The 18006-nt window shown below is 64.7% G+C and carries 18 protein-coding genes; 11 read left to right on the top strand and 7 right to left on the bottom strand.

Translation table 11 applies throughout. From position 1 onward, the window contains the following. Window positions 1-4: 4 nt before the first annotated feature. Window positions 5-1222 (top strand): type II secretion system inner membrane protein GspF, encoded by a 1218-nt coding sequence (gene gspF / locus PQR42_RS19795; RefSeq protein WP_408206996.1) that lies wholly within the window; start codon window positions 5-7, stop codon window positions 1220-1222. A gap of 82 nt (window positions 1223-1304) precedes the next feature. Here the strand turns inward: gspF and PQR42_RS19790 are convergent, their stop codons facing one another. After that, window positions 1305-1718, bottom strand: a complete 414-nt coding sequence (locus PQR42_RS19790; protein ID WP_408206994.1) for a hypothetical protein — start codon at window positions 1716-1718, stop codon at window positions 1305-1307. Between the two features lie 233 nt (window positions 1719-1951). On the opposite strand from PQR42_RS19790, the gene gspG reads away from it, so the two are divergent. The 8 genes from gspG (at window position 1952) to PQR42_RS19750 (ending at window position 8749) form a co-directional block, all read left to right on the top strand. Further along, entirely contained in the window at window positions 1952-2416 is a 465-nt protein-coding gene (gspG, locus tag PQR42_RS19785; protein WP_408206992.1) for a type II secretion system major pseudopilin GspG, read from the top strand. A gap of 98 nt (window positions 2417-2514) precedes the next feature. After that, window positions 2515-3096, top strand: a complete 582-nt coding sequence (locus PQR42_RS19780; RefSeq protein ID WP_408206990.1) for a GspH/FimT family pseudopilin — start codon at window positions 2515-2517, stop codon at window positions 3094-3096. 1 nt (window position 3097) lies between these two features. Beyond that, entirely contained in the window at window positions 3098-3514 is a 417-nt protein-coding gene (gene gspI, locus PQR42_RS19775; RefSeq protein WP_408206988.1) for a type II secretion system minor pseudopilin GspI, read from the top strand. Next, entirely contained in the window at window positions 3492-4178 is a 687-nt protein-coding gene (locus PQR42_RS19770; RefSeq protein WP_408206986.1) for a PulJ/GspJ family protein, read from the top strand. The genes gspI and PQR42_RS19770 overlap by 23 nt, the downstream gene beginning before the upstream one ends. 517 nt (window positions 4179-4695) lie before the next feature. Then, window positions 4696-5979: a type II secretion system minor pseudopilin GspK gene (gene gspK / locus PQR42_RS19765; protein WP_408207289.1), complete on the top strand. Its 1284-nt coding sequence runs from the start codon at window positions 4696-4698 to the stop codon at window positions 5977-5979. A gap of 28 nt (window positions 5980-6007) precedes the next feature. Then, window positions 6008-7435: a type II secretion system protein GspL gene (gene gspL / locus PQR42_RS19760; protein ID WP_408206984.1), complete on the top strand. Its 1428-nt coding sequence runs from the start codon at window positions 6008-6010 to the stop codon at window positions 7433-7435. After that, on the top strand, window positions 7432-7935 hold the full coding sequence (locus tag PQR42_RS19755) for a type II secretion system protein M (RefSeq protein ID WP_012434848.1): 504 nt from the start codon (window positions 7432-7434) through the stop codon (window positions 7933-7935). Before gspL ends, PQR42_RS19755 begins: the two co-directional genes overlap by 4 nt. 34 nt (window positions 7936-7969) lie before the next feature. Beyond that, window positions 7970-8749: a type II secretion system protein N gene (locus PQR42_RS19750; RefSeq protein ID WP_408206980.1), complete on the top strand. Its 780-nt coding sequence runs from the start codon at window positions 7970-7972 to the stop codon at window positions 8747-8749. A gap of 206 nt (window positions 8750-8955) precedes the next feature. Here the strand turns inward: PQR42_RS19750 and PQR42_RS19745 are convergent, their stop codons facing one another. Next, entirely contained in the window at window positions 8956-10533 is a 1578-nt protein-coding gene (locus tag PQR42_RS19745; RefSeq protein WP_408383913.1) for an efflux transporter outer membrane subunit, read from the bottom strand. 189 nt (window positions 10534-10722) lie between these two features. Beyond that, a complete protein-coding gene (locus PQR42_RS19740) occupies window positions 10723-11094 on the bottom strand; it encodes a hypothetical protein (protein ID WP_408383911.1) in 372 nt (123 codons plus the stop codon). A 251-nt stretch (window positions 11095-11345) separates the two neighbouring features. On the opposite strand from PQR42_RS19740, the gene PQR42_RS19735 reads away from it, so the two are divergent. Together PQR42_RS19735 and PQR42_RS19730 are read left to right on the top strand one after the other, a co-directional pair. Continuing rightward, window positions 11346-11888, top strand: a complete 543-nt coding sequence (locus PQR42_RS19735) for a MarR family winged helix-turn-helix transcriptional regulator (RefSeq protein WP_408206974.1) — start codon at window positions 11346-11348, stop codon at window positions 11886-11888. A gap of 135 nt (window positions 11889-12023) precedes the next feature. Then, window positions 12024-13586 carry a DHA2 family efflux MFS transporter permease subunit gene (locus PQR42_RS19730; protein ID WP_408383909.1) on the top strand — a complete coding sequence of 521 codons (1563 nt, stop codon included), beginning with the start codon at window positions 12024-12026 and terminating at the stop codon, window positions 13584-13586. A gap of 76 nt (window positions 13587-13662) precedes the next feature. Here PQR42_RS19730 and PQR42_RS19725 read toward each other — a convergent pair whose 3' ends face one another. The 4 genes from PQR42_RS19725 to PQR42_RS19710 form a co-directional block, all read right to left on the bottom strand. Next, the gene (locus PQR42_RS19725; RefSeq protein ID WP_408383907.1) at window positions 13663-14163 is read right to left on the bottom strand and encodes a hypothetical protein; all 501 of its coding nucleotides are present in this window, start codon (window positions 14161-14163) and stop codon (window positions 13663-13665) included. 211 nt (window positions 14164-14374) lie between these two features. Beyond that, a complete protein-coding gene (gshA, locus tag PQR42_RS19720) occupies window positions 14375-15991 on the bottom strand; it encodes a glutamate--cysteine ligase (protein WP_408383905.1) in 1617 nt (538 codons plus the stop codon). 322 nt (window positions 15992-16313) lie between these two features. Further along, the gene (locus tag PQR42_RS19715) at window positions 16314-17231 is read right to left on the bottom strand and encodes a DNA-3-methyladenine glycosylase family protein (protein WP_408383903.1); all 918 of its coding nucleotides are present in this window, start codon (window positions 17229-17231) and stop codon (window positions 16314-16316) included. After that, window positions 17228-18006, bottom strand: a 779-nt coding sequence (locus PQR42_RS19710) for a methylated-DNA--[protein]-cysteine S-methyltransferase (RefSeq protein WP_408493700.1), incomplete at its 5' end; no start/stop codon positions are given. The genes PQR42_RS19710 and PQR42_RS19715, both read right to left, overlap by 4 nt.

The raw sequence follows: 18006 nt of genomic DNA, 5'->3' as shown, positions 1-18006 counted from the left end.
GCGCATGCCGGCATTTCGTTTCGAAGCGATCGACGCGGCGGGCAAGGCGCAAAAAGGTGTACTCGACGCGGACAGCGCGCGCGGTGCGCGGACCAATCTGCGTTCGCAAGGACTGACGCCGCTCGTCGTCGAACCGGCGGCCACCCGCACGCGGGGCGAGCGCAATCAACGGCTGTCGCTGGGGCGGCGTTTGTCGCAACGCGAGCAGGCGATCCTGACGCGCCAGCTCGCCAGCCTGCTGATTGCCGGCCTGCCGCTCGACGAAGCGCTTGCCGTGCTCACCGAGCAATCGGAGCGCGACTACATTCGCGAACTGATGGCGTCGATTCGCGCGGAAGTGCTCGGCGGCCATTCGCTGGCCAACGCGTTGACGCAGCATCCGAAAGACTTCCCCGAGATCTATCGCGCGCTGGTCGCGGCCGGTGAACATACCGGCAAGCTCGGCCTCGTGCTGTCGCGGCTCGCCGACTATATCGAGCAACGCAACGCGCTGAAGCAGAAGATCGTGCTCGCGTTCACGTACCCGACCATCGTCACGATCATCGCGTTCGGCATCGTCACGTTTCTGTTGAGCTATGTGGTGCCGCAGGTGGTGAACGTGTTCGCCAGCACCAAGCAGCAACTGCCCTTCCTCACCATCATGATGATGGCGCTCTCGGGCTTCGTGCGGAACTGGTGGTGGGCGATGCTGATCGGCGTGGTCGTGCTGGTTTATCTGGTGCGCTCGATTCTGAAGCAGCCCGGCCCGCGCCTCGCGTTCGACCGTTGGCTGCTCACTGCCCCGCTGCTCGGCAAACTCGTGCGCGGCTATAACACCGTGCGCTTTGCCAGCACGCTCGGCATTCTCACCGCGGCGGGCGTGCCGATTTTGCGCGCGCTGCAAGCCGCCGCCGAAACGCTCAGCAACAACGCGATGCGCGAGAACATCGACGATGCGATCGTGCGCGTGCGCGAAGGCACGTCGCTGTCACGCGCGCTCGGCAATACGAAGACATTCCCGCCCGTGCTGGTTCACCTGATCCGTTCGGGCGAAGCGACCGGCGACGTGACCACGATGCTCGACCGCGCCGCCGATGGCGAAGCACGCGAACTGGAACGCCGCACGATGTTCCTGACGAGTCTGCTGGAGCCGTTGCTGATTCTGGCGATGGGGGGCGTGGTGCTGGTGATCGTGCTGGCGGTGATGCTGCCGATCATCGAGTTGAACAACCTGGTGCAGTAAGGCCGGGAGAGAGACTGGGTTGCGCGGTGACCAGAGCGGTGACCGCGCAATCAGTTGGAACGAAGCGCTTGTGCGTCAGGCTTTAACGCACGTAGATCGTCGGACCTGCGGGGTTGGCCGGCAGGAACACTTCGGAATGCGCGCCATTGCGGTCGATGATGATCGAGCGGGCGCGGACTTCGGAGAGTTTGGTGCCTTGCATCAGCGCGCTGCCGAGCGACACGGCATGCGGCGGTTCGCCGCCCACGCTGACGATGGCCGCGGAGCCTTCCCGCAAAGCGAGGATGCCGAACAGTCGCACGTCCTGGTTGGCGTTGCGCGTGAGCTGCCCGCCGAACAGCGTGGCAGCCTGCTCGGTCGATATCTGCGCGTGTGCGGCTGCTGCGGGCAACGGCGCACCGGACAGCGTGCTGAGCGTGATGACCCAGTAGGTCAGCGTCGCGCAGAACACGGCGAACAGCGCGAGCGACAGAAGGCGGATTTGGATGGCGTTCATGCGCATCATTGTACGGACTATTGTGAAAATTGCGTGGGGTTGAAAGCGCCCTAACCTGGCGCTTCGTGCCAGACCCCCGAGGGGGTGAGCAAACTTGGGGCGACCCGGCGTTTTCTCAGACCCTTCAACTGCATGACATTAAAATGACCGGCCGGGCGTGTTCAATGGCACCCTGATTGCCAAAATGCGAATCCCGCCCAGTCAAAATTTCACCTGAAAAGAGGTAGCAAGCTATGCAACTGTCGACCACTCGCCGTCATGACATCGCGGGTCCGCGCAGCCGTCGTCAACGCGGTTTCACGCTGATCGAAATCATGGTCGTGATCGCGATTCTGGGCATTCTGGCCGCGTTGATCGTGCCGAAGATCATGAGCCGTCCCGACGAAGCGCGCCGTGTCGCCGCCAAGCAGGACATCGGCACGGTCATGCAGGCGCTGAAGCTTTACCGTCTCGACAATGGCCGCTATCCGACCCAGGAGCAGGGCCTGCGCTCGTTGACCGAAAAGCCGAGCACGGACCCCGTGCCGACCAACTGGAAGGACGGCGGCTACCTCGAGCGTCTGCCGAACGATCCGTGGGGCAACGCTTACCAGTATCTGAATCCGGGTGTGCACGGCGAGATCGACGTGTTCAGCTACGGCGCGGACGGCAAGGCGGGCGGCGAAGGCAATGACGCCGACGTCGGCTCGTGGCAGTAGGCGCTTGTGATTTTCGTGCGCGCGGCGGGATTGAACCCCGCGCGTTTCTGTCGATGCATCGTCGTTTGATTTTGAGTTGATCGTTCGTGGCCGGCACTATGCGATTGTCCCCTTGCAAGTCCCGTGTGGACACGCCCTGTACGGCTTCGTTGCCGCGCGCGGCGTGTGTCGGCGCGCGCCCGCATGGCGTGCGTCGCTCGGGTGATGCGGGCACGCGCGGCGGCGGCAAACGCGCGGCGGGCTTCACGCTGCTGGAAATGCTGGTGGTGCTGGTGATTGCGGGCTTGCTGGTGTCCTTGACCGCGTTGACGATGACACGCAATCCGCGCACCGATCTGAACGAGGAAGCGCAGCGTCTCGCGCTGCTGTTCGAATCGGCTGGCGACGAAGCGCAGGTGCGCGCGCGGCCGATCGCCTGGCAACCGCTCGATGGCGGCTTTCGTTTCGACCAGCGCACCGAGGACGGCTGGCGTCCGCTGCGTGACGATCTGCTTGGGCCGCGTCGCTGGGAAGGCGGCGTGACCGGCGTGAGCATCAGCTATCCGGGTTCGGATGCGCAGCCCAGCCGTATCGTATTCGGCACCGAGGCGATCGACGTGCCCGTGCAGATCACGCTGTTTTCGGCAGCCGGGAGCGCGACGATCGTCGGCACCGGCAATGGCCGCTATGAGGTGCACTGACATGCGTCGTTGCAGGAGCATGACGGCTCGCGGGACGGTCCACGGCGCGCAGCGCGGTTTCACGATGATCGAAGTGCTGGTGGCGCTGGCGATCATCGCGGTGGCGTTGGCCGCTTCGTTGCGCGCGGTGGGCAGTCTCGCGAGCGGCGAGGCCGATCTGCACCGCCGTTTGCTGGCGGGCTGGAGCGCGGATAACACGTTGGCGCAATTGCATCTGGCGCACGCCTGGCCGAACGTGGGTTCGACGAGTTTCGATTGTTCGCAGGGCAACTTGCAGTTGATCTGTACGGAGCATGTGACGGCCACGCCGAATCCGGTGTTTCGTCGAGTGGAAGTGATGGTGACGATGCCGGGCGGGTCCGGCAATCTGGCTCAGATGGTGACGGTGGTCGCGAATGAAAACAACCGTTCGCTCTGAGCGCCGCCGCCCTTTGGGCGCGAGGGGCGCGCGTGGTTTCACGCTAATCGAATTGCTGGTGGCGATTGCGATTCTGGCGGTGATTGCCGTGCTGTCGTGGCGCGGGCTCGACCAGATCATTCGCGGTCGGCAGACCATCACGAACGCGATGGAAGACGAGCGCGTCTTTGCGCAGTTGTTCGATCAGATGCGGATCGATGCTCGGCAGGCGGCGTCGGATGATGAGGCTGGGCAGGCGGCTGTGTCGGTGTCGGGCAGCGTGTTGCAGATCGTGCGGCAGATGAATTTGCCGGGCGCGGCGCCGCGGTTGCAGGTGGTGAGGTATCGGGTGTCCGATGGACGGGTCGTTCGCTATGCGTCGCCGCCGTTGGCGAATATGGGCGAGTTGCGGCAGGCGCTGCGCGGTAGTGAAGGTGAGGGATGGAGTGGCCTGCCGTTGATGGGCGGTGTGGGGTCTATTTCTGCGCAGGTTTATGTGCCGAAGGTGGGGTGGACTACGCAGATGAGTGATGTGCAGAGCGCGATTACGGAGGCGGACAATAATCTTAAGGTGCCCCAGCTTGGGAGTGCGCCGCTGCCGCGGTCTGTGACGGGGCTTCAGGTGAGTGTTGGGGCTAAGTCTCTGGCGCGGCCTGTTACTCGCGTTTTTCTCGTCGGAGAGTGAAATGAAGTTCTCTTTTTTGTCTTTCCGACGGGGTGGGGTGGGGGCTTTTGGTTTTGGCCTTTCCTTGAATTCTTGGTGGTCTATTAGCGTTGCCCCTGTGCGGGGCGGCACTTACTTTCTTTGCCGCCGCAAAGAAAGTAAGCAAAGAAAGCGGCTTCACACCGCTAACGTACAAGCGGGTCCCTCGCGCAGCCACAGTAGTGGCGCGATCAACGAACGATCCCCCGCGCAGCAAACCGCAGTGACCAGGCAGTCATCCGTTCCGGCGGCGCTGCGCGCGCCGAGCGGCATGCAACAAAACCACCTGTCCTTGCCGACGTTTGACTGCACATCACAAATTCTTCGGGATACCTCTGCCGATGCGGCAACATCCGCATCCGCATCCGCATCCGCATCCGCATCCGCATCCCCATCGGCGCCTCGCCGAGGTGAAGCCGACGGCTCTCGCCACACCCAAACGACGCCAGCGGTCTTGAGCCCTGCCTTTCCGGCGCGCACGGAGTGCGAGGCGGGAGGTATGACGGCCTTGTCACTGGGGTCGAATGTGCGAGGTGACGGATTCCAGATGGTCCACTACCGAGGCTGTGCGGGGGACCCGCTTAGCATTAGCGGTGTGAAGCGGCTTTCTTTGCCTACTTTCTTTGCCGCGGCAAAGAAAGTAGGTGCCGCCCCGCACAGGGGCGACGCTAATAGACCACAAAGAATTCAAGGAAAGGCCAACAAAAACCAAACCCAAAAGAACCAAACCGGCGTAGCCATCATCAGCGCATTGCTAGTAGTCGCGCTATCAGCGATCTTAGTGTCGGGCATGCTCTGGCGCCAGCAAGTCCAAATCCGAAGGATAGAAAACCAGCGCCTCCTGTCCCAGGCCCAATGGGTATCTCGCGGCGCGCTAGACTGGACGCGCCTGATCCTCCGCTCAGAAGGCGACACCTCAGCGGGCATCACCTACTTAGGTGGCCTATGGGGCGTCCCCATCGCCAAAACCCGCCTATCCGATTTCCTGGGCCAGATCGGCGAAGTCAGAGCGCAACAAGGCGCAGAAACCTTCCTATCGGGTTCAATCGAAGACGCCCAGGCAAAATTCAACCTGCGAAACCTGGTCGAGAGCCCGGCCCCAGGCGTCATGCAACTAGACACGGACCAGATCGGCGCCTACCAGCGCCTCCTGGTATCGCTCGGCGCAAGCAGCCAGCTGGCAAAAGCCACAGCAGTCCAGGTCCGCGCGAGCCTCGCGCAATCGGCAACCCGTTTCCAGACCATCACATCCACGAACGGCACAACCGCGACCCCGCCGCCGATCCAGGGCGGCGCCACCGGCGGCAGTTTCACCGACAAACCCGGCATCGAAGACAGCGACGACAGCTCCGCGAACGCGCCGATCCAGATGACCAGCGTCGACTCACTCCTCGATATCCCCGGCTACACGCCCGAAATGGTCGCCCGCTTGCGACCCTTCGTCACCGTGCTGCCGACCGTCTCGGCAGTCAACGTGAACACGGCTTCCGCCGAAGTGATCGCGGCGGTCGTACCGGGAATGAGCGTGTCGACGGCGCAAGCCTTCGTCGCGCGCCGGCAGACGGTGTTTTTCCGTAACGTCGGCGACGTGCAACTGGCGCTGCAAGCCGCCGGCGTGCAATCGATCTCGATCGATCCGAGCGAACTCGACGTCAACTCGAATTACTTCCTTATCCACGGCCGCGTGCAACATGAACGCGCCGAGGTGGACCGCACGACCCTCGTCTATCGCGACGCATTGACTCACACTACGCGTATCGTGCGAGTAGAAGACCAATTATGAATAACGCCTTTCCCAGAGAGAGTGGCCTTTGAGCACGCTGATCGTTCTACTGCCGCCGCGTGATCCGGCGGTGCCATCGCAGGAATGGCAACTGCCGGAGCTGCCGTTCGTGCTGCTCGACAAATCGGGCCGCACCCAACGCGCCGGCCGGTCGGCGCTCGCGCTGCTGCCGCGCGCCTCCACCACGGTGCTGATGGTCGCCGCGCGCGACCTGCTGATGATGCCCGCCACGCTGCCGCCGCTGCGCGGCCCGCGGCTGCGTCAGGCGTTGCCCAATATCGTCGAGGATCAACTGATCCAGGACCCGCAGACCTGTCACATCGCCGTCGATCCGAAGCCGCTCGCGGGCGGGCGGCAGTTGCTGGCGATCATCGACCGCGGCTGGTTCCGTTTTATCTGCGAATCGTTCTCCAATGCCGGCCACCGCAGCTTGCGCGCGGTGCCGGTCACGCGCTGCCTGCCGCTGGCGGCCGCGCTCGATGCCGATGTGCCCGCCGAAGTCGCGGAAATGGTGAACGCCGGCGAGCCGGCCATGGCGGGCGCGGCCGGCGTGGCGACGTCGTTGCCGGGCGTCGCGCCGGTGGTGGCGCCAGGCGTCGCAGCCGCGGTGCCGATGGTGGCCGCCGTGCTCGGTGCCGTGGTGCAGACCGCGCCCGCCATGCTGCTCGAAGGCGTCGTGGACAGCGCGGGCGACAGAAGCGCGCCGCGCGTCGAACTGGCGATCGCACGCGGCGTGCAAGGCGAAGGCTTGGCAGTGCCGGCCAACGCGGTGAACGCGACGCTCGGCGCGCTCGCCGGGGCGGCGAAAGTCTCGCTGCATATGCTTACCGAAATGCCCGGCAACGAGCCGAGTCTCGCCCCGAATAGCCCGGCGCGGCTGGCTGCGCACATTCACGGCGCCAGTCCGCTGCCGTTTGAGCAGCTCGCGCGGCGCGCGCTGGAGTGCCGCTTCGACCTGTGTCAGTTCGAGTTCGCGTCGCAGCCGTGGCGGCTCGACCGCGCGACGCTGCGGCGTCTGCGTCTGCCGGTTTTGCTCGCGGTCGGCGCGCTGCTGATTGCGATCATCGGCGCGAACGTGCAGTGGCTGATGCTCGCGCGCCAACGCGATGCAATCAACACGCAGATGACGGAACTGCTGCTTAATACCTTCCCCAAAACGACCGTCGTGCTCGATGCGCCCGATCAGATGGCGCGCCAGTTGCAGCAGTTGCGTGTCGCGGCGGGCGAGTTGTCGCCGGATGATTTCCTGCCGCTCGCCGACGGCCTCGCGCGCTCGCTGGCGCCGGTGCCGGTCAACGGCATCGCCGCGCTCGACTATCACGACCGGCGGCTCGACGTGAACTTCAAGCCGGAGGTCAAGCTCGATCCCGATTTCGCGAAGCGCCTCGCCCGCAACGGCCTGAGCGGCGCGATCGACAGCAATACCGGCAAGTGGACCATCAGGAACGGACAATGAAAGCTGAACTCGCTCAAACATGGGCCGGATTCTGGGAGCAGCGCACCGAGCGTGAAAAAGCCCTCCTGACCTGGGGCGGCGGCGTTCTCGCCGTGGTGATCGCGTGGTCGGTGCTGTGGGCGCCGGCGCAGGAAGGCCGCTCGCATCTGCGTGAATCGCTGCCCGCCATGCAGCGTCAGTTGGCGCAGATGACCGCGCAAGCGAACGAAGCCCGCCAGTTGTCGGCGGCGGCTCAAGGCGTCGCGCCGACCGGCGCCGCGCTGAAGGACGCCCTCACCGCTTCGCTCAGCGATCACGGCCTCGCGGCGACGCAGGTTCAGGTGATCGGCAACGCGGTCCAGATCCAGCTGAAGAATGCGTCGTTCCCGGCGTGGACCGCCTGGGTCGACGACGTGCGCAAGCAGTTCAAGGTGCAAGTCTCGGAGGCGCACGCCACGGCGCTCAAGGAAGACGGTCAGGTGGACCTGACGGCGTCGTTGCAGCCGTCCACCGCGAAATGACAATAACCGCGACCGCGCCGTCACAGGATCTCGCATGAATTACTGGATGCGGCGCTTGCGCGTCGCGCTGCCCTGGCTGGTGATTGCGGTGCTGTCCGCCGCGATCGTGATGCTGACGATGCTGCCGGCCGCCTGGATCACGCCGCAGTTCGCCAAACAGACGGGCGGCCACGTCAATCTCGTCAATCCGGCCGGCTCGCTGTGGCACGGCTCGGCCACGCTGATGCTGGCCGCCGGCTCGGACATGAGCGCGGCGACGCTGCTGCCTGGGCGGATCGAATGGCACACGGCGTTCTGGCCGCTGTTTACGGGTCGCGTGCGCATGATCATGCGGCACAGCGAAGCGATGCCGGAGCCGATCACCGTCGACGCCACGCCGCGCACCGCGACCGTCACGCCAGGCGCGATCGCCGTGCCGGCTTCGCTGCTGAGCGGCCTTGGCGCGCCCTTTAACACACTGGATCTGCAAGGCAATGTGCAACTGTCCTGGTCGGACTGGCGCAGCTTCAATCGGGAAGCGTTCGGGCAACTGACCGTCACGCTCACGGACGTCAGCTCGCGGGTTTCGCTGGTCAAGCCGCTCGGCTCGTACCGGGTGCTGTTTCAGGCGCAGGGCGAGTCGTCCACGCTCGATCTGACCACCACCAAGGGCCCGTTGATGCTGACCGGCAACGGCACGGTGTCGGCGGCGTCGACGTCGTTTCATGGGACGGCCAGCGCCGCGCCGGAGGCCCGCGATAACCTCGCGGGATTGCTGAACCTGTTAGGGCGGCCGAGCGGACCGGACACGGTGGCGTTGACGTTCGTGCACTGAGGCGCGCTGTCTGGCGCTACGCGCCGGTCGGTTTAGCCGGGGCATCGACGTCGTTGCATGAGGCGGCCAGCGCTGCGGCGTAGGCGCGCGATGACCTCGCGGGGCTGCTGAATCTGTTGTGGCGCCGAGCGTCGGCGCGATAAAAAAGAGGCATGGCCGTGGAATGCGGCCATGCCTCTTTTGCTTGGCCTCGACGGCCTGCGCTTCTACTCGGTGTGCATCTGCGACGTCGACGTTGACGTCGCCCCGCTTTGCGCGACAGGCGCCGCCGATGGCGCCGGCAATGGCGCCGGCGCCGCCACGTCGCCCGTTTCGCGATTCATCTGCGACGCGTCCCAGCCGCCGCCCAGCGCCTTCACCAGACCGACCGACGACACCATCCGCTGCCCGGCGATGTTCTCCAGCTTCTGCTGGGCCGTGAAAGCGGTGGTCTGCGCCGTCAGCACGTTGACGTAGCCGACCGTGCCCGCCTTGTACTCGTTCGTGACGATGGCGAGCGCCTGAAGCGCCGAATCCACCGCTTGCTGCTGCACGACGATTTCCTGTTCGAGGATGCGCTGCGATGCGAGGTTGTCCTCGACGTCCTGGAACGCGGCCAGCACCGTTTGACGGTAGGTCGCGACATTGCCGTCGTAGGCAGCGCGCGCGGCGTCGGTCTGGGCCTGGCGCAGACCGGCGTCGAATAGCGTCGCGGCGAGTTGCGGGCCGAGCGTCCAGAAGCGCGACGGCGCGGTCAGCAATTGCGAGAACACCGAATTTTCGAAGCCGCCGGAAGCCGACAGCGTCAGCGACGGGAAGAACGCGGCGATGGCGACGCCGATCTGTTCGTTCGCCGCTGCTGCCTTGCGTTCCGCCGACGCGATGTCCGGACGCCGCTCAAGCAACGCGGACGGCATCTGCGCCGGTACGGCGGGCGGCGTGGCGTTGAGTGGCATCGGCGGAATCGAGAAGGTCGAGGCCGGTTCGCCGACGAGCACGGCGATCGCGTGTTCGTCCTGGGCGCGCTGCACGCCGTTGTCGATCGCGGAGGCCTGCGCCGATTGCAATTGCGTTTGCGCCTGGATCACGTCGGAGCGCGCGGCAACGCCGGCTGCGTACTGGTTTTGCGTGAGTTGCAGCGAGCGCTGATAGGCCGCGACGGTGTCGTCGAGCAGTTTCTGGGTCGAATCGAGCGCACGCAGCGCGAAGTAGGTTTGCGCGAGCGTAGCCTGAGCCGACAACCGCGCGTTGGCGAGATCCGCGGCGGCGCTTTGCTGGCCGGCTTTCTGCGCGTTGACCGAGCGCGTGACCGAGCCCCACAGATCCGGCTCCCAGCTTGCGTCGAGCTGCACGTTGAAACTATTGCTGATACCGGAGCGGCTCGTCGCGGTGGTCGAGTTGCCGCCCGACGACGTCCCGTTGCCGGAACGCGTCGCGCCGGCCGACGCGCCAATGGTCGGGAAATACGCCGCACGCGCCTCGCCGACCAGCGCGCGCGCCTGCCGGTAGGCGGCGGCGAATTGGGCGACGGTCTGGTTCGCGGTGTTCAGCCGTTCCTCGAGCGCGTTGAGCTGCGGATCCTCGTAGATGGTCCACCAGTTGCCGCGATCCTGCTGATCGGCCGGTTGAGCGACTTTCCAGCCGGGCGCGGCTTCCTTGTACGACGCCGGGATCTCGGCGGCCGGCCGTTTGTAGTCGGGGCCGACTGCGCAGGCCGCGAGCAGACTGGCGAGAGCCGCGGCTACAGCAATAGTCCGGGCGCGAGGCGCAAGCATCCGCGCGCGCGAGATTCGATCAGACTGCATGCAATGAATTCCTTCTGGACGCCGCGGCGCGGCCGATGGCGGCACCGCCGGCCGGGCGAGATCTTGGTCTGCCGGAATGTTAGCGTATGAGCCCGCTGGGCGCGGGAAACTGAAAGGGTAATGCGAGGAAGGAGGCAGGTGTGTTACTGAGGGTGTCGCGAAGGTTACGCGCTGTTACCGGCCTGGCCGTTAAACCCGTGATTCCGTCGACTTGGCCTGGCGGGCCAGCTTGCCGGCGGCGGCCCGGCACGGCGCATCGCCGCGCGCCTGGCAGGCGCCAGCGGGGCCTACGTGCTTTTCCGCGCCGCCAGGAACAACAGCGCCGTTCACCGTAGGCACCGACGCCGCGACCAATTCCACCTTCGCCGACTTGACGCCGTTTTGTCCCCGCCGATGCTCGAACCACGCCAGCACCGCCACGCCGACCGATCCGCCAGGCAGCACGAACAGCACGGCGAACAACGCGAGTTTCCACCAGCGGTGCGGCCCTTGAAAGGTGCTGAGTGCGGAATCGGTCAGGGAGCGGCTCAGGCCGCCAAGCGTGTTTTTGAGGTACAGCATCGGGGAAATCCTTTTCGCACGTCGCGCTCGCGGCGTGCAGACAATCGGTCAGAACATGGTCTCGGGTGGCGCGGGTCGCGCGTAACTCGTTGCCTATAATAATATTGACTATGCAATTAAATTTCAAGATACTTCCTCCCGCGGGCGTCGGCCGTGTTGTTTTTCTGCCGTTCGCACTACGCGAAATCAAGTTTGACTTGTCTGCTTAGGCAGCTAAAATCCGTTCTGCTTGAGACGTTCCCGGATACACGATGACTGACGGCCCCTACAAGGCGGACGAGATTCACCTTGAATCGAGTCTTGGCTACTACCTGACGAAAGCTCGAAATGTGCTGGTCGAGCGGACGGACCGTGCGGTCAAACCATTGGGACTGACCACGCAGCAGATCGGCGTGATCCTGATGTTGTCCTCGCGGCGCGCGAGCACGCCGTTCGAGTTGTCGCGCGTCATGTCGTATGACAGCGGATCGATGACGCGCCTGCTCGATCGCCTTGAAAAGAAAGGCTTTATCGTGCGTTCACGCAGCGCGACCGATCGCCGGATGGTGCAGCTGGAGTTGACGCCGCAAGGTCACGACGCCGCGCGGCAACTGCCCGGCCTTGGCGCGGCGGTGCTGAACGAGCAGTTGCGCGGGTTTTCGGCCGCCGACCACGCCACGTTGATCGACCTGCTCGGCCGTTTCATCGCGAACGGCATCGATGCGGGAGCAAGCGCGGGATGCGGATTGGGGCCGCAACAGGAATCGCTGGACGAATCACCCGAAGCGTCGCCGCGGGAACACGGCGAGGACTAACGAAGACGCGCTTTTCAAGAGCGTCATTGTTTGAATATATCTGTCTGGGCAGAGAGTGATCCGGCATGTAAGCACGCCATTTGGACCGGGCGATAAAGCTGTCGCGACAAGCTTTCCAGGCTGAGGAGAAGAAAAATGGATGCCACGGCTTCCGCCGCTGCCCTACCCGCCGCCGAACCCGCCCCGCTCAAAGGCGGCGTCTTGGCCCTGCTCACGGTCGGGCTCGCACTCGGCACGTTCATGGAAGTGCTCGACACGTCGATTGCGAACGTCGCCGTGCCGACCATTTCCGGCAGCCTCGGTGTGGCGACCAGCCAGGGCACCTGGGTGATCTCGTCGTATTCGGTCGCTTCGGCGATCGCGGTGCCGCTGACAGGCTGGCTCGCGCGGCGCGTCGGCGAAGTGAAGCTGTTTACGCTGTCCGTGCTGCTTTTCACGATCGCCTCGGCGCTGTGCGGCTTCGCGCACAATTTCGAATCGCTGATCGCGTTCCGGCTGGTGCAGGGCCTCGTTTCCGGGCCGATGGTCCCGCTCTCGCAGACCATTCTGATGCGCTCGTATCCGCCGGAAAAGCGCGGACTCGCGCTGGGTCTCTGGGCGATGACGGTGATTTGCGCGCCCATCTTCGGGCCCGTGATGGGCGGCTACATCACCGACAACTACACGTGGCCGTGGATCTTCTACATCAACGTGCCGATCGGTCTGTTCTCGGCGGTGTGTGCGTTCCTTCTGCTGCGCGGCCGCGAGACGAAGACCACGAAACAGCGCATCGACGCGGTCGGCCTCGCGCTGCTCGTGATTGGCGTGTCGTGCTTGCAGATGGTGCTCGACCTCGGCAAGGATCGCGACTGGTTCAACTCGACGTTTATCGTGACGCTGGCGGTGATCGCGGTGGTGTCGCTCGCCTTCATGCTGGTGTGGGAGATGACCGAGAAAGAGCCAGTGGTCGATCTCTCGCTGTTCAAGGATCGCAACTTCGCGCTCGGCGTGGTGATCGTCTCGTTCGGTTTCATGGCCTTCTTCGGCTCGGTGGTGATCTTCCCGCTCTGGCTGCAAACCGTGATGGGTTACACCGCCGGGCTGGCTGGTCTGGCGACCGCGCCGGTCGGTTTGCTCGCCCTGTTTTTGTCGCCGTTGATCGGCAAGAACATGCACCGGCTGAACCTGCGCGTGGTGGCGAGTTTTGCGTTCATCGTGTTCGCGTTCGTCTCGTTCTGGAACTCCACCTTCACGCTCGACGTGCCCTTCAATCACGTGATCTGGCCGCGGCTCGTGCAAGGCATCGGCGTCGCCTGCTTCTTCGTGCCGATGACCACCATTACGCTCTCCAGCGTGCCGGACGAGCGGCTGGCGAGCGCTTCCGGACTGTCCAATTTCTTTCGGACCTTGTCAGGCGCGATCGGCACGGCGATCAGTACGACGTACTGGGAAAACGACACGATCTACCATCACGCGATGCTGACCGACTCGGTCAACGTCTACGCCGCGAACACCAATGTTTATACGAATGCGCTGGCCGGTATCGGGCTCTCTGGCGACGGCATCACCGCGCAGTTGAATCAGGTGGTGACGGCGCAGGCTTACATGATGGCCACCAACGATTTCTTCCGCATTTCCTGCGCGGCGTTTCTCGTGCTCGCGGTGCTGGTCTGGATCACCAAGCCACGCAAGGGCGTGGGCCCTTCAATGGGACATTGAAGTCTGACGATACCTTTAAGCGGACGCGCGCCGAAACGATATTTTTCCTTCGACTTTTCGCGCGCGTCTTCAGCCTTTATTGCGTGACGGCTTCGCCATTCGTCGCCGGGATCGATTGACCCTGCATGGCATCCGGATGCGGCGTCGTCGGCGCGGCTTGCGGGGGTTTAGCGCCAATCTGCGGCGCGCCGCCCGCAGTGCCTCGCACGTATTGCTTGAAGTCGGCGCCGGCTTCCCATGGGTTCGGCTTGCAGCCCATCGAGCCGTCGCAATGTGCGGCGAAGCCGATCGTTGCCGTGCCGTCCGGGTTGGCGGCGCGCGTGATCTGATACGCCAACGCGCGCTTGCCGCCATCCGGGCCGGCTGTCTGGATCAACGTGTCGGTCGAGGCATCGATCTTGTACGTCGAATGGCTCGTCACCCACGCTTGCGCCCGTTGCCACCAGACATCGCATTCCGCTTTACTTGAACACGTCAACGGCGTTGTCGCGATCTGCATGACGTCCGGATCGACCTGCCCTTGCGTCGAACAACCTGCCGCCGCTACGCACAGCATGGCCAACAGACTTTTTTTCATCACGTTGAATCCTCCCTCTGTGGTGCGCGTCATGTAAGTTTGGACCGCGGCGTCGGTACGGTGTTTCATCTGGATCAGAGAATCGTCAGAACGCGCGGAGAATTTGCCGATGGCGTTTGAAACGCGACGCGCATTGCGTAGACGTTACCGGGGCGGAATAAAAAGAGCGGCCATGTTGGCCGCTCTTTCGTCCCTTACCGGCAAGCGTGATTCAGACGCTGAACCGGTTTAGCGTGTACGCCCGATACGCAGCGACGAACGCGTCGAACGAACCGACTTCTTCCTGTTCGAGCTTGGCCTGCTCGGCGAGCGATTTCGCGGCGAGATCGGTGAATGCCTTGGTCTGCTCCGCATCCAGCGGACGCGCGCGGAAATACGCCGCGTGCGCTTCGCTTTGTTCGAGGCCGAAGGCGAGGAAGCTCTGCTGCTTCTCGCGCATGGTCTGTAGCACGCGCGCTGACGGCGTCAGCGATGCATCCGCCAGCTTCGCGCGCTGAACCTCGACGGCGCGCGCATGCGCGTCGCCGCCATGCAAGGTGTCGAGCGTGGCCGCGGCCGCGTCGATCTTGATGAGCAGTTCGTTCGCCCAGTCCGTCATCGCAACCGGACGGCCGTCGCGTGTCAGTTCGAGGCCTGGCTTGCGCCCTTCCATCGTTACGCGGCCGAAGTTCTGGTTGGCTTCGGCATAAGCGTCCGGCGGCAACAGCGCGCTGTCGTCGAGCGCGCAGACCAGCAGATAGGCGTCGAGAAAGCGCGACGTCTCGAGAGAAATACCGCTTGGCTCGAACGGATCGATGTCCATGCAGCGCACTTCCACGTATTGCACGCCGCGCGCGGCCAGCGCGTGAAGCGGACGCTCGCCGGGATACGTGACGCGCTTCGGACGAATCGTCGAGTAGAACTCGTTTTCGATCTGCAGCACGTTCGTGTTGATCTGCACCCACTCGCCGTCGCGCTGCGTGCCGATTGCCTCGTATGCCGGATACGGCTGGCTGACAGCTTTCGCAAGCGCGTCGAGGTAGCCCGGCAGCGTGTCGTAGTCGGCGTGCAGCGCGGCTTGCGCCGTGGTGTTCGAATAGCCGAGGTCGCTCATGCGCAGACTGGTCGCGTACGGACGATAGAGCGTGTCGGCGTCGAACGTGTCGAGCGTGTGTTTGCGATCGCGGAGGAAACGACGATCGAGTGCCGGCGATGCGCCGAACAGATACATGAGCAGCCAGTTGGTGCGGCGGAAATTGCGGATCAGCGCGAGATAGCGATCGGACTGGAAGTCGACGGCATTCGCAGTGGATTGCTGGTCCGCATGCAGCAGCCGCCACACTTCTTCGTTCAGCGAATAGTTGTAGTGGATGCCCGCAATGCACTGCATCGTGCGGCCGTACCGAAGCGCGAGGCCGATGCGGTACACGTACTTCAGTTTGCCAATGTTCGAGCTGCCATAGTTTGCGATCGGAATGCCGTCGTCGGTATCGGGCAGCAGACCCGGCATGGAGTTGTTCCATAGGATCTCATCGCCGAGTTCCGCGTAGACAAAGCGGTGCAGCGTGTCGAGCTTCTCGAGCGTCACCGCGACGTCGTGCTCAGCCGGCGTGATCAGTTCGAGCAGCGCTTCGGAATAATCCGTGGTGAGCGACGGATGCGTGAGCGCCGAACCGAGCGCGCGCGAATGCGGCGTCAAGGCGAGCTTGCCCTCGTGCGTCACGCGCAGGCTTTCCTTTTCGATGCCGCGCAGGCCGCGTATCAGCGCGTCGCGCTGCGGGCCTGAGGTCAGCACGGACAGGCGGTGCGAGAACGCGTCGGTCGTGCGGGAAGGTGTCGTGTTTGGCATTGATGCGAGTCTGGCGTTGTCGGCCGCCATGTGCCGCAGCACTGCGGTTGACAACGTTCGGCGGAATTTTCAGTAGCGGGCACTTTAACATCTCGCCAGAACGGCTGCTTGAGGCCGCTTCGGCGGGTCATCGGAGCACTCCGGGCCGCTTCTCTTCTGGGCCAATTGCGCTGCTTTTTGCGCCAGTCCGTCGGGTCTGCGCCATATCGCCCTATCCGCCACGCGCCTCGCGCGCGATCCGCATTTCTTCTCCCGAAACCGCGCGATGCTTCGGCCGCCATCGGCGATGCACCGCGTCGACCGCCAGGAGCGATGCACCGCGTCAACCGCCACGCGCGGCGCCAGCGCGGTCCGCTACTTCATTCCACAGATGCATCGCTGCGTACGCGCGCCACGGCCGCCATGTGTCGGTGCGGGTGCGTTGCTGCGTGGGCCGCACGAGCGACGGATCGCGCGCGCAGATCGACTGCATCAGCACGAGGTCCCATGCGGGCCACGCGTCGGCGTCGCGCCACGCGCGCATGGCGACATACTCGACGGTCCACGGACCGATGCCGGGCAGCGCGAGCAGCGCGGCGCGCAGACTGTCGGCGTCGGCCGTGTTGCTGTCGAGCGGTACGTCGCCGGTGGCGACCGCGTGCGCGAAGCCCTGCAACGCCGCTACACGTTTACCCGGCATGCCGATTTGGGCGAGATCCACGGCGGCCAGCGCGGCGGGCGTCGGAAAGCGCCAGGCGGTGTTCTCATGCGGATGTCCCTCGATGCGCTCGCCGGCGCGCTGCACCAGTCTTCCGATGATGGTGGTCGCCGCCTTCACGCTGACCTGCTGGCCGACGATCGCGCGCACCACGAGTTCGAAGCCCGACCACGCGCCCGGCACGCGCAAGCCGGGCACGGCTTCGACCAGCGGCGCAAGCCACGGGTCCGCAGCGAGTTCGGCGCCGATCTTTTTCGGATCGGCGTGCAGGTCGAACATCTTCGCAATCGGCGCGGCGAGCGCGTCGGCGTGGATGCTCACGGGCCCTTCGATGCTGGCGACAAGGCAGCGCTTGCGCGGATGCAGACGCACGCTCAGCGTGCCGCTGTCGCCGGCCCAAGCGATCGCGCGACGATACGCGCCGTCTTCCACCGCTTCGACGCCGGGCGTCGCGCGTCCGCCGAAGAAACGCAGCAGGCGCGGCCAGTCGAAGGGTGGTTTGAACGGCAATTCAAGGGTAGCGACTTCGTCAAGCGTACTCACGCGGCGTGGTCCAGTTTGGTGGTGGTTTCGGTGTCGATCTCAGAGTCTGCATGGGCGCGCTGGTTGCGCTCGGCTTGGCCGCGCGAGAAGTCGCCGGCGTGCTGCGCCTCGTTGTCCAGCAGCGCGGCCTTGCGTGGCAAACCCCAGCGATATCCCGCCAACGCTCCGCCCTTGGCTACCACGCGATGACAAGGAATCGCCAAAGCCACCGGGTTCGTCGCGCACGCGCTGGCTACCGCGCGCACGGCGCGAGGCGCGCCGACCGTTTCGGCGATCTGCGAATAGCTGCGCGTCTCACCGTACGGGATGCGCCGCAACGCGTCCCACACGCGCTGCCGGAATGCGGTCGCGGCGATATCCAGCGGTAGATCGAAGTCCTGGCGGGTGCCGCGCAAATAGGCGTCGATCTGCGCGATGAACGGCGCCAGGTGTTCGGTATCTTCCAACAGGTCGGCGTTGGCGAATTCGCCGCGCAGGTCGTCGGCGAGGATGGCTTTGTTATCGCCGAAACCGATCTTGCAAATGCCCTTCTCCGTCGCCGCGACCAGCACGAAGCCGAGCGACGTCGGTGCGCTGGCATAGCGCACGGTGAGCCCAGCGCCCTTGCGGCGATACGCGGACGGCGCCATGCCCAGTTCGGCCGAGGCGCTGTCGTACATCCGCGACGGCGAGCCGAAGCCGGCGTCGAGCGTGGCGCGGGTGACGTCCGAGCCGCTCTGGAGCGCGTCCCGCAACGCGGCGCCGCGTTGCGCGGCCTGATATTGACGCGGCGACA

It is taken from the genome of Paraburkholderia sediminicola (assembly GCF_046027355.1).
Classification (GTDB): domain Bacteria; phylum Pseudomonadota; class Gammaproteobacteria; order Burkholderiales; family Burkholderiaceae; genus Paraburkholderia; species Paraburkholderia sediminicola_B.
Note: the sequence above shows the minus strand (reverse complement) of the source record. Positions and strands in the feature narration are given on the sequence as shown.

Bases quoted from the DNA above. Each gene is read 5' to 3' on its own strand.
- gspF (WP_408206996.1), top strand. From the start codon at position 5: ATGCCGGCATTTCGTTTCGAAGCGATCGACGCGGCGGGCAAGGCGCAA.
- PQR42_RS19790 (WP_408206994.1), bottom strand. From the start codon at position 1,718: ATGAACGCCATCCAAATCCGCCTTCTGTCGCTCGCGCTGTTCGCCGTG.
- gspG (WP_408206992.1), top strand. From the start codon at position 1,952: ATGCAACTGTCGACCACTCGCCGTCATGACATCGCGGGTCCGCGCAGC.
- PQR42_RS19780 (WP_408206990.1), top strand. From the start codon at position 2,515: ATGCGATTGTCCCCTTGCAAGTCCCGTGTGGACACGCCCTGTACGGCT.
- gspI (WP_408206988.1), top strand. From the start codon at position 3,098: ATGCGTCGTTGCAGGAGCATGACGGCTCGCGGGACGGTCCACGGCGCG.
- PQR42_RS19770 (WP_408206986.1), top strand. From the start codon at position 3,492: ATGAAAACAACCGTTCGCTCTGAGCGCCGCCGCCCTTTGGGCGCGAGG.
- gspK (WP_408207289.1), top strand. From the start codon at position 4,696: ATGACGGCCTTGTCACTGGGGTCGAATGTGCGAGGTGACGGATTCCAG.
- PQR42_RS19755 (WP_012434848.1), top strand. From the start codon at position 7,432: ATGAAAGCTGAACTCGCTCAAACATGGGCCGGATTCTGGGAGCAGCGC.
- PQR42_RS19750 (WP_408206980.1), top strand. From the start codon at position 7,970: ATGAATTACTGGATGCGGCGCTTGCGCGTCGCGCTGCCCTGGCTGGTG.
- PQR42_RS19745 (WP_408383913.1), bottom strand. From the start codon at position 10,533: ATGCAGTCTGATCGAATCTCGCGCGCGCGGATGCTTGCGCCTCGCGCC.
- PQR42_RS19740 (WP_408383911.1), bottom strand. From the start codon at position 11,094: ATGCTGTACCTCAAAAACACGCTTGGCGGCCTGAGCCGCTCCCTGACC.
- PQR42_RS19735 (WP_408206974.1), top strand. From the start codon at position 11,346: ATGACTGACGGCCCCTACAAGGCGGACGAGATTCACCTTGAATCGAGT.
- PQR42_RS19730 (WP_408383909.1), top strand. From the start codon at position 12,024: ATGGATGCCACGGCTTCCGCCGCTGCCCTACCCGCCGCCGAACCCGCC.
- PQR42_RS19725 (WP_408383907.1), bottom strand. From the start codon at position 14,163: ATGAAAAAAAGTCTGTTGGCCATGCTGTGCGTAGCGGCGGCAGGTTGT.
- gshA (WP_408383905.1), bottom strand. From the start codon at position 15,991: ATGCCAAACACGACACCTTCCCGCACGACCGACGCGTTCTCGCACCGC.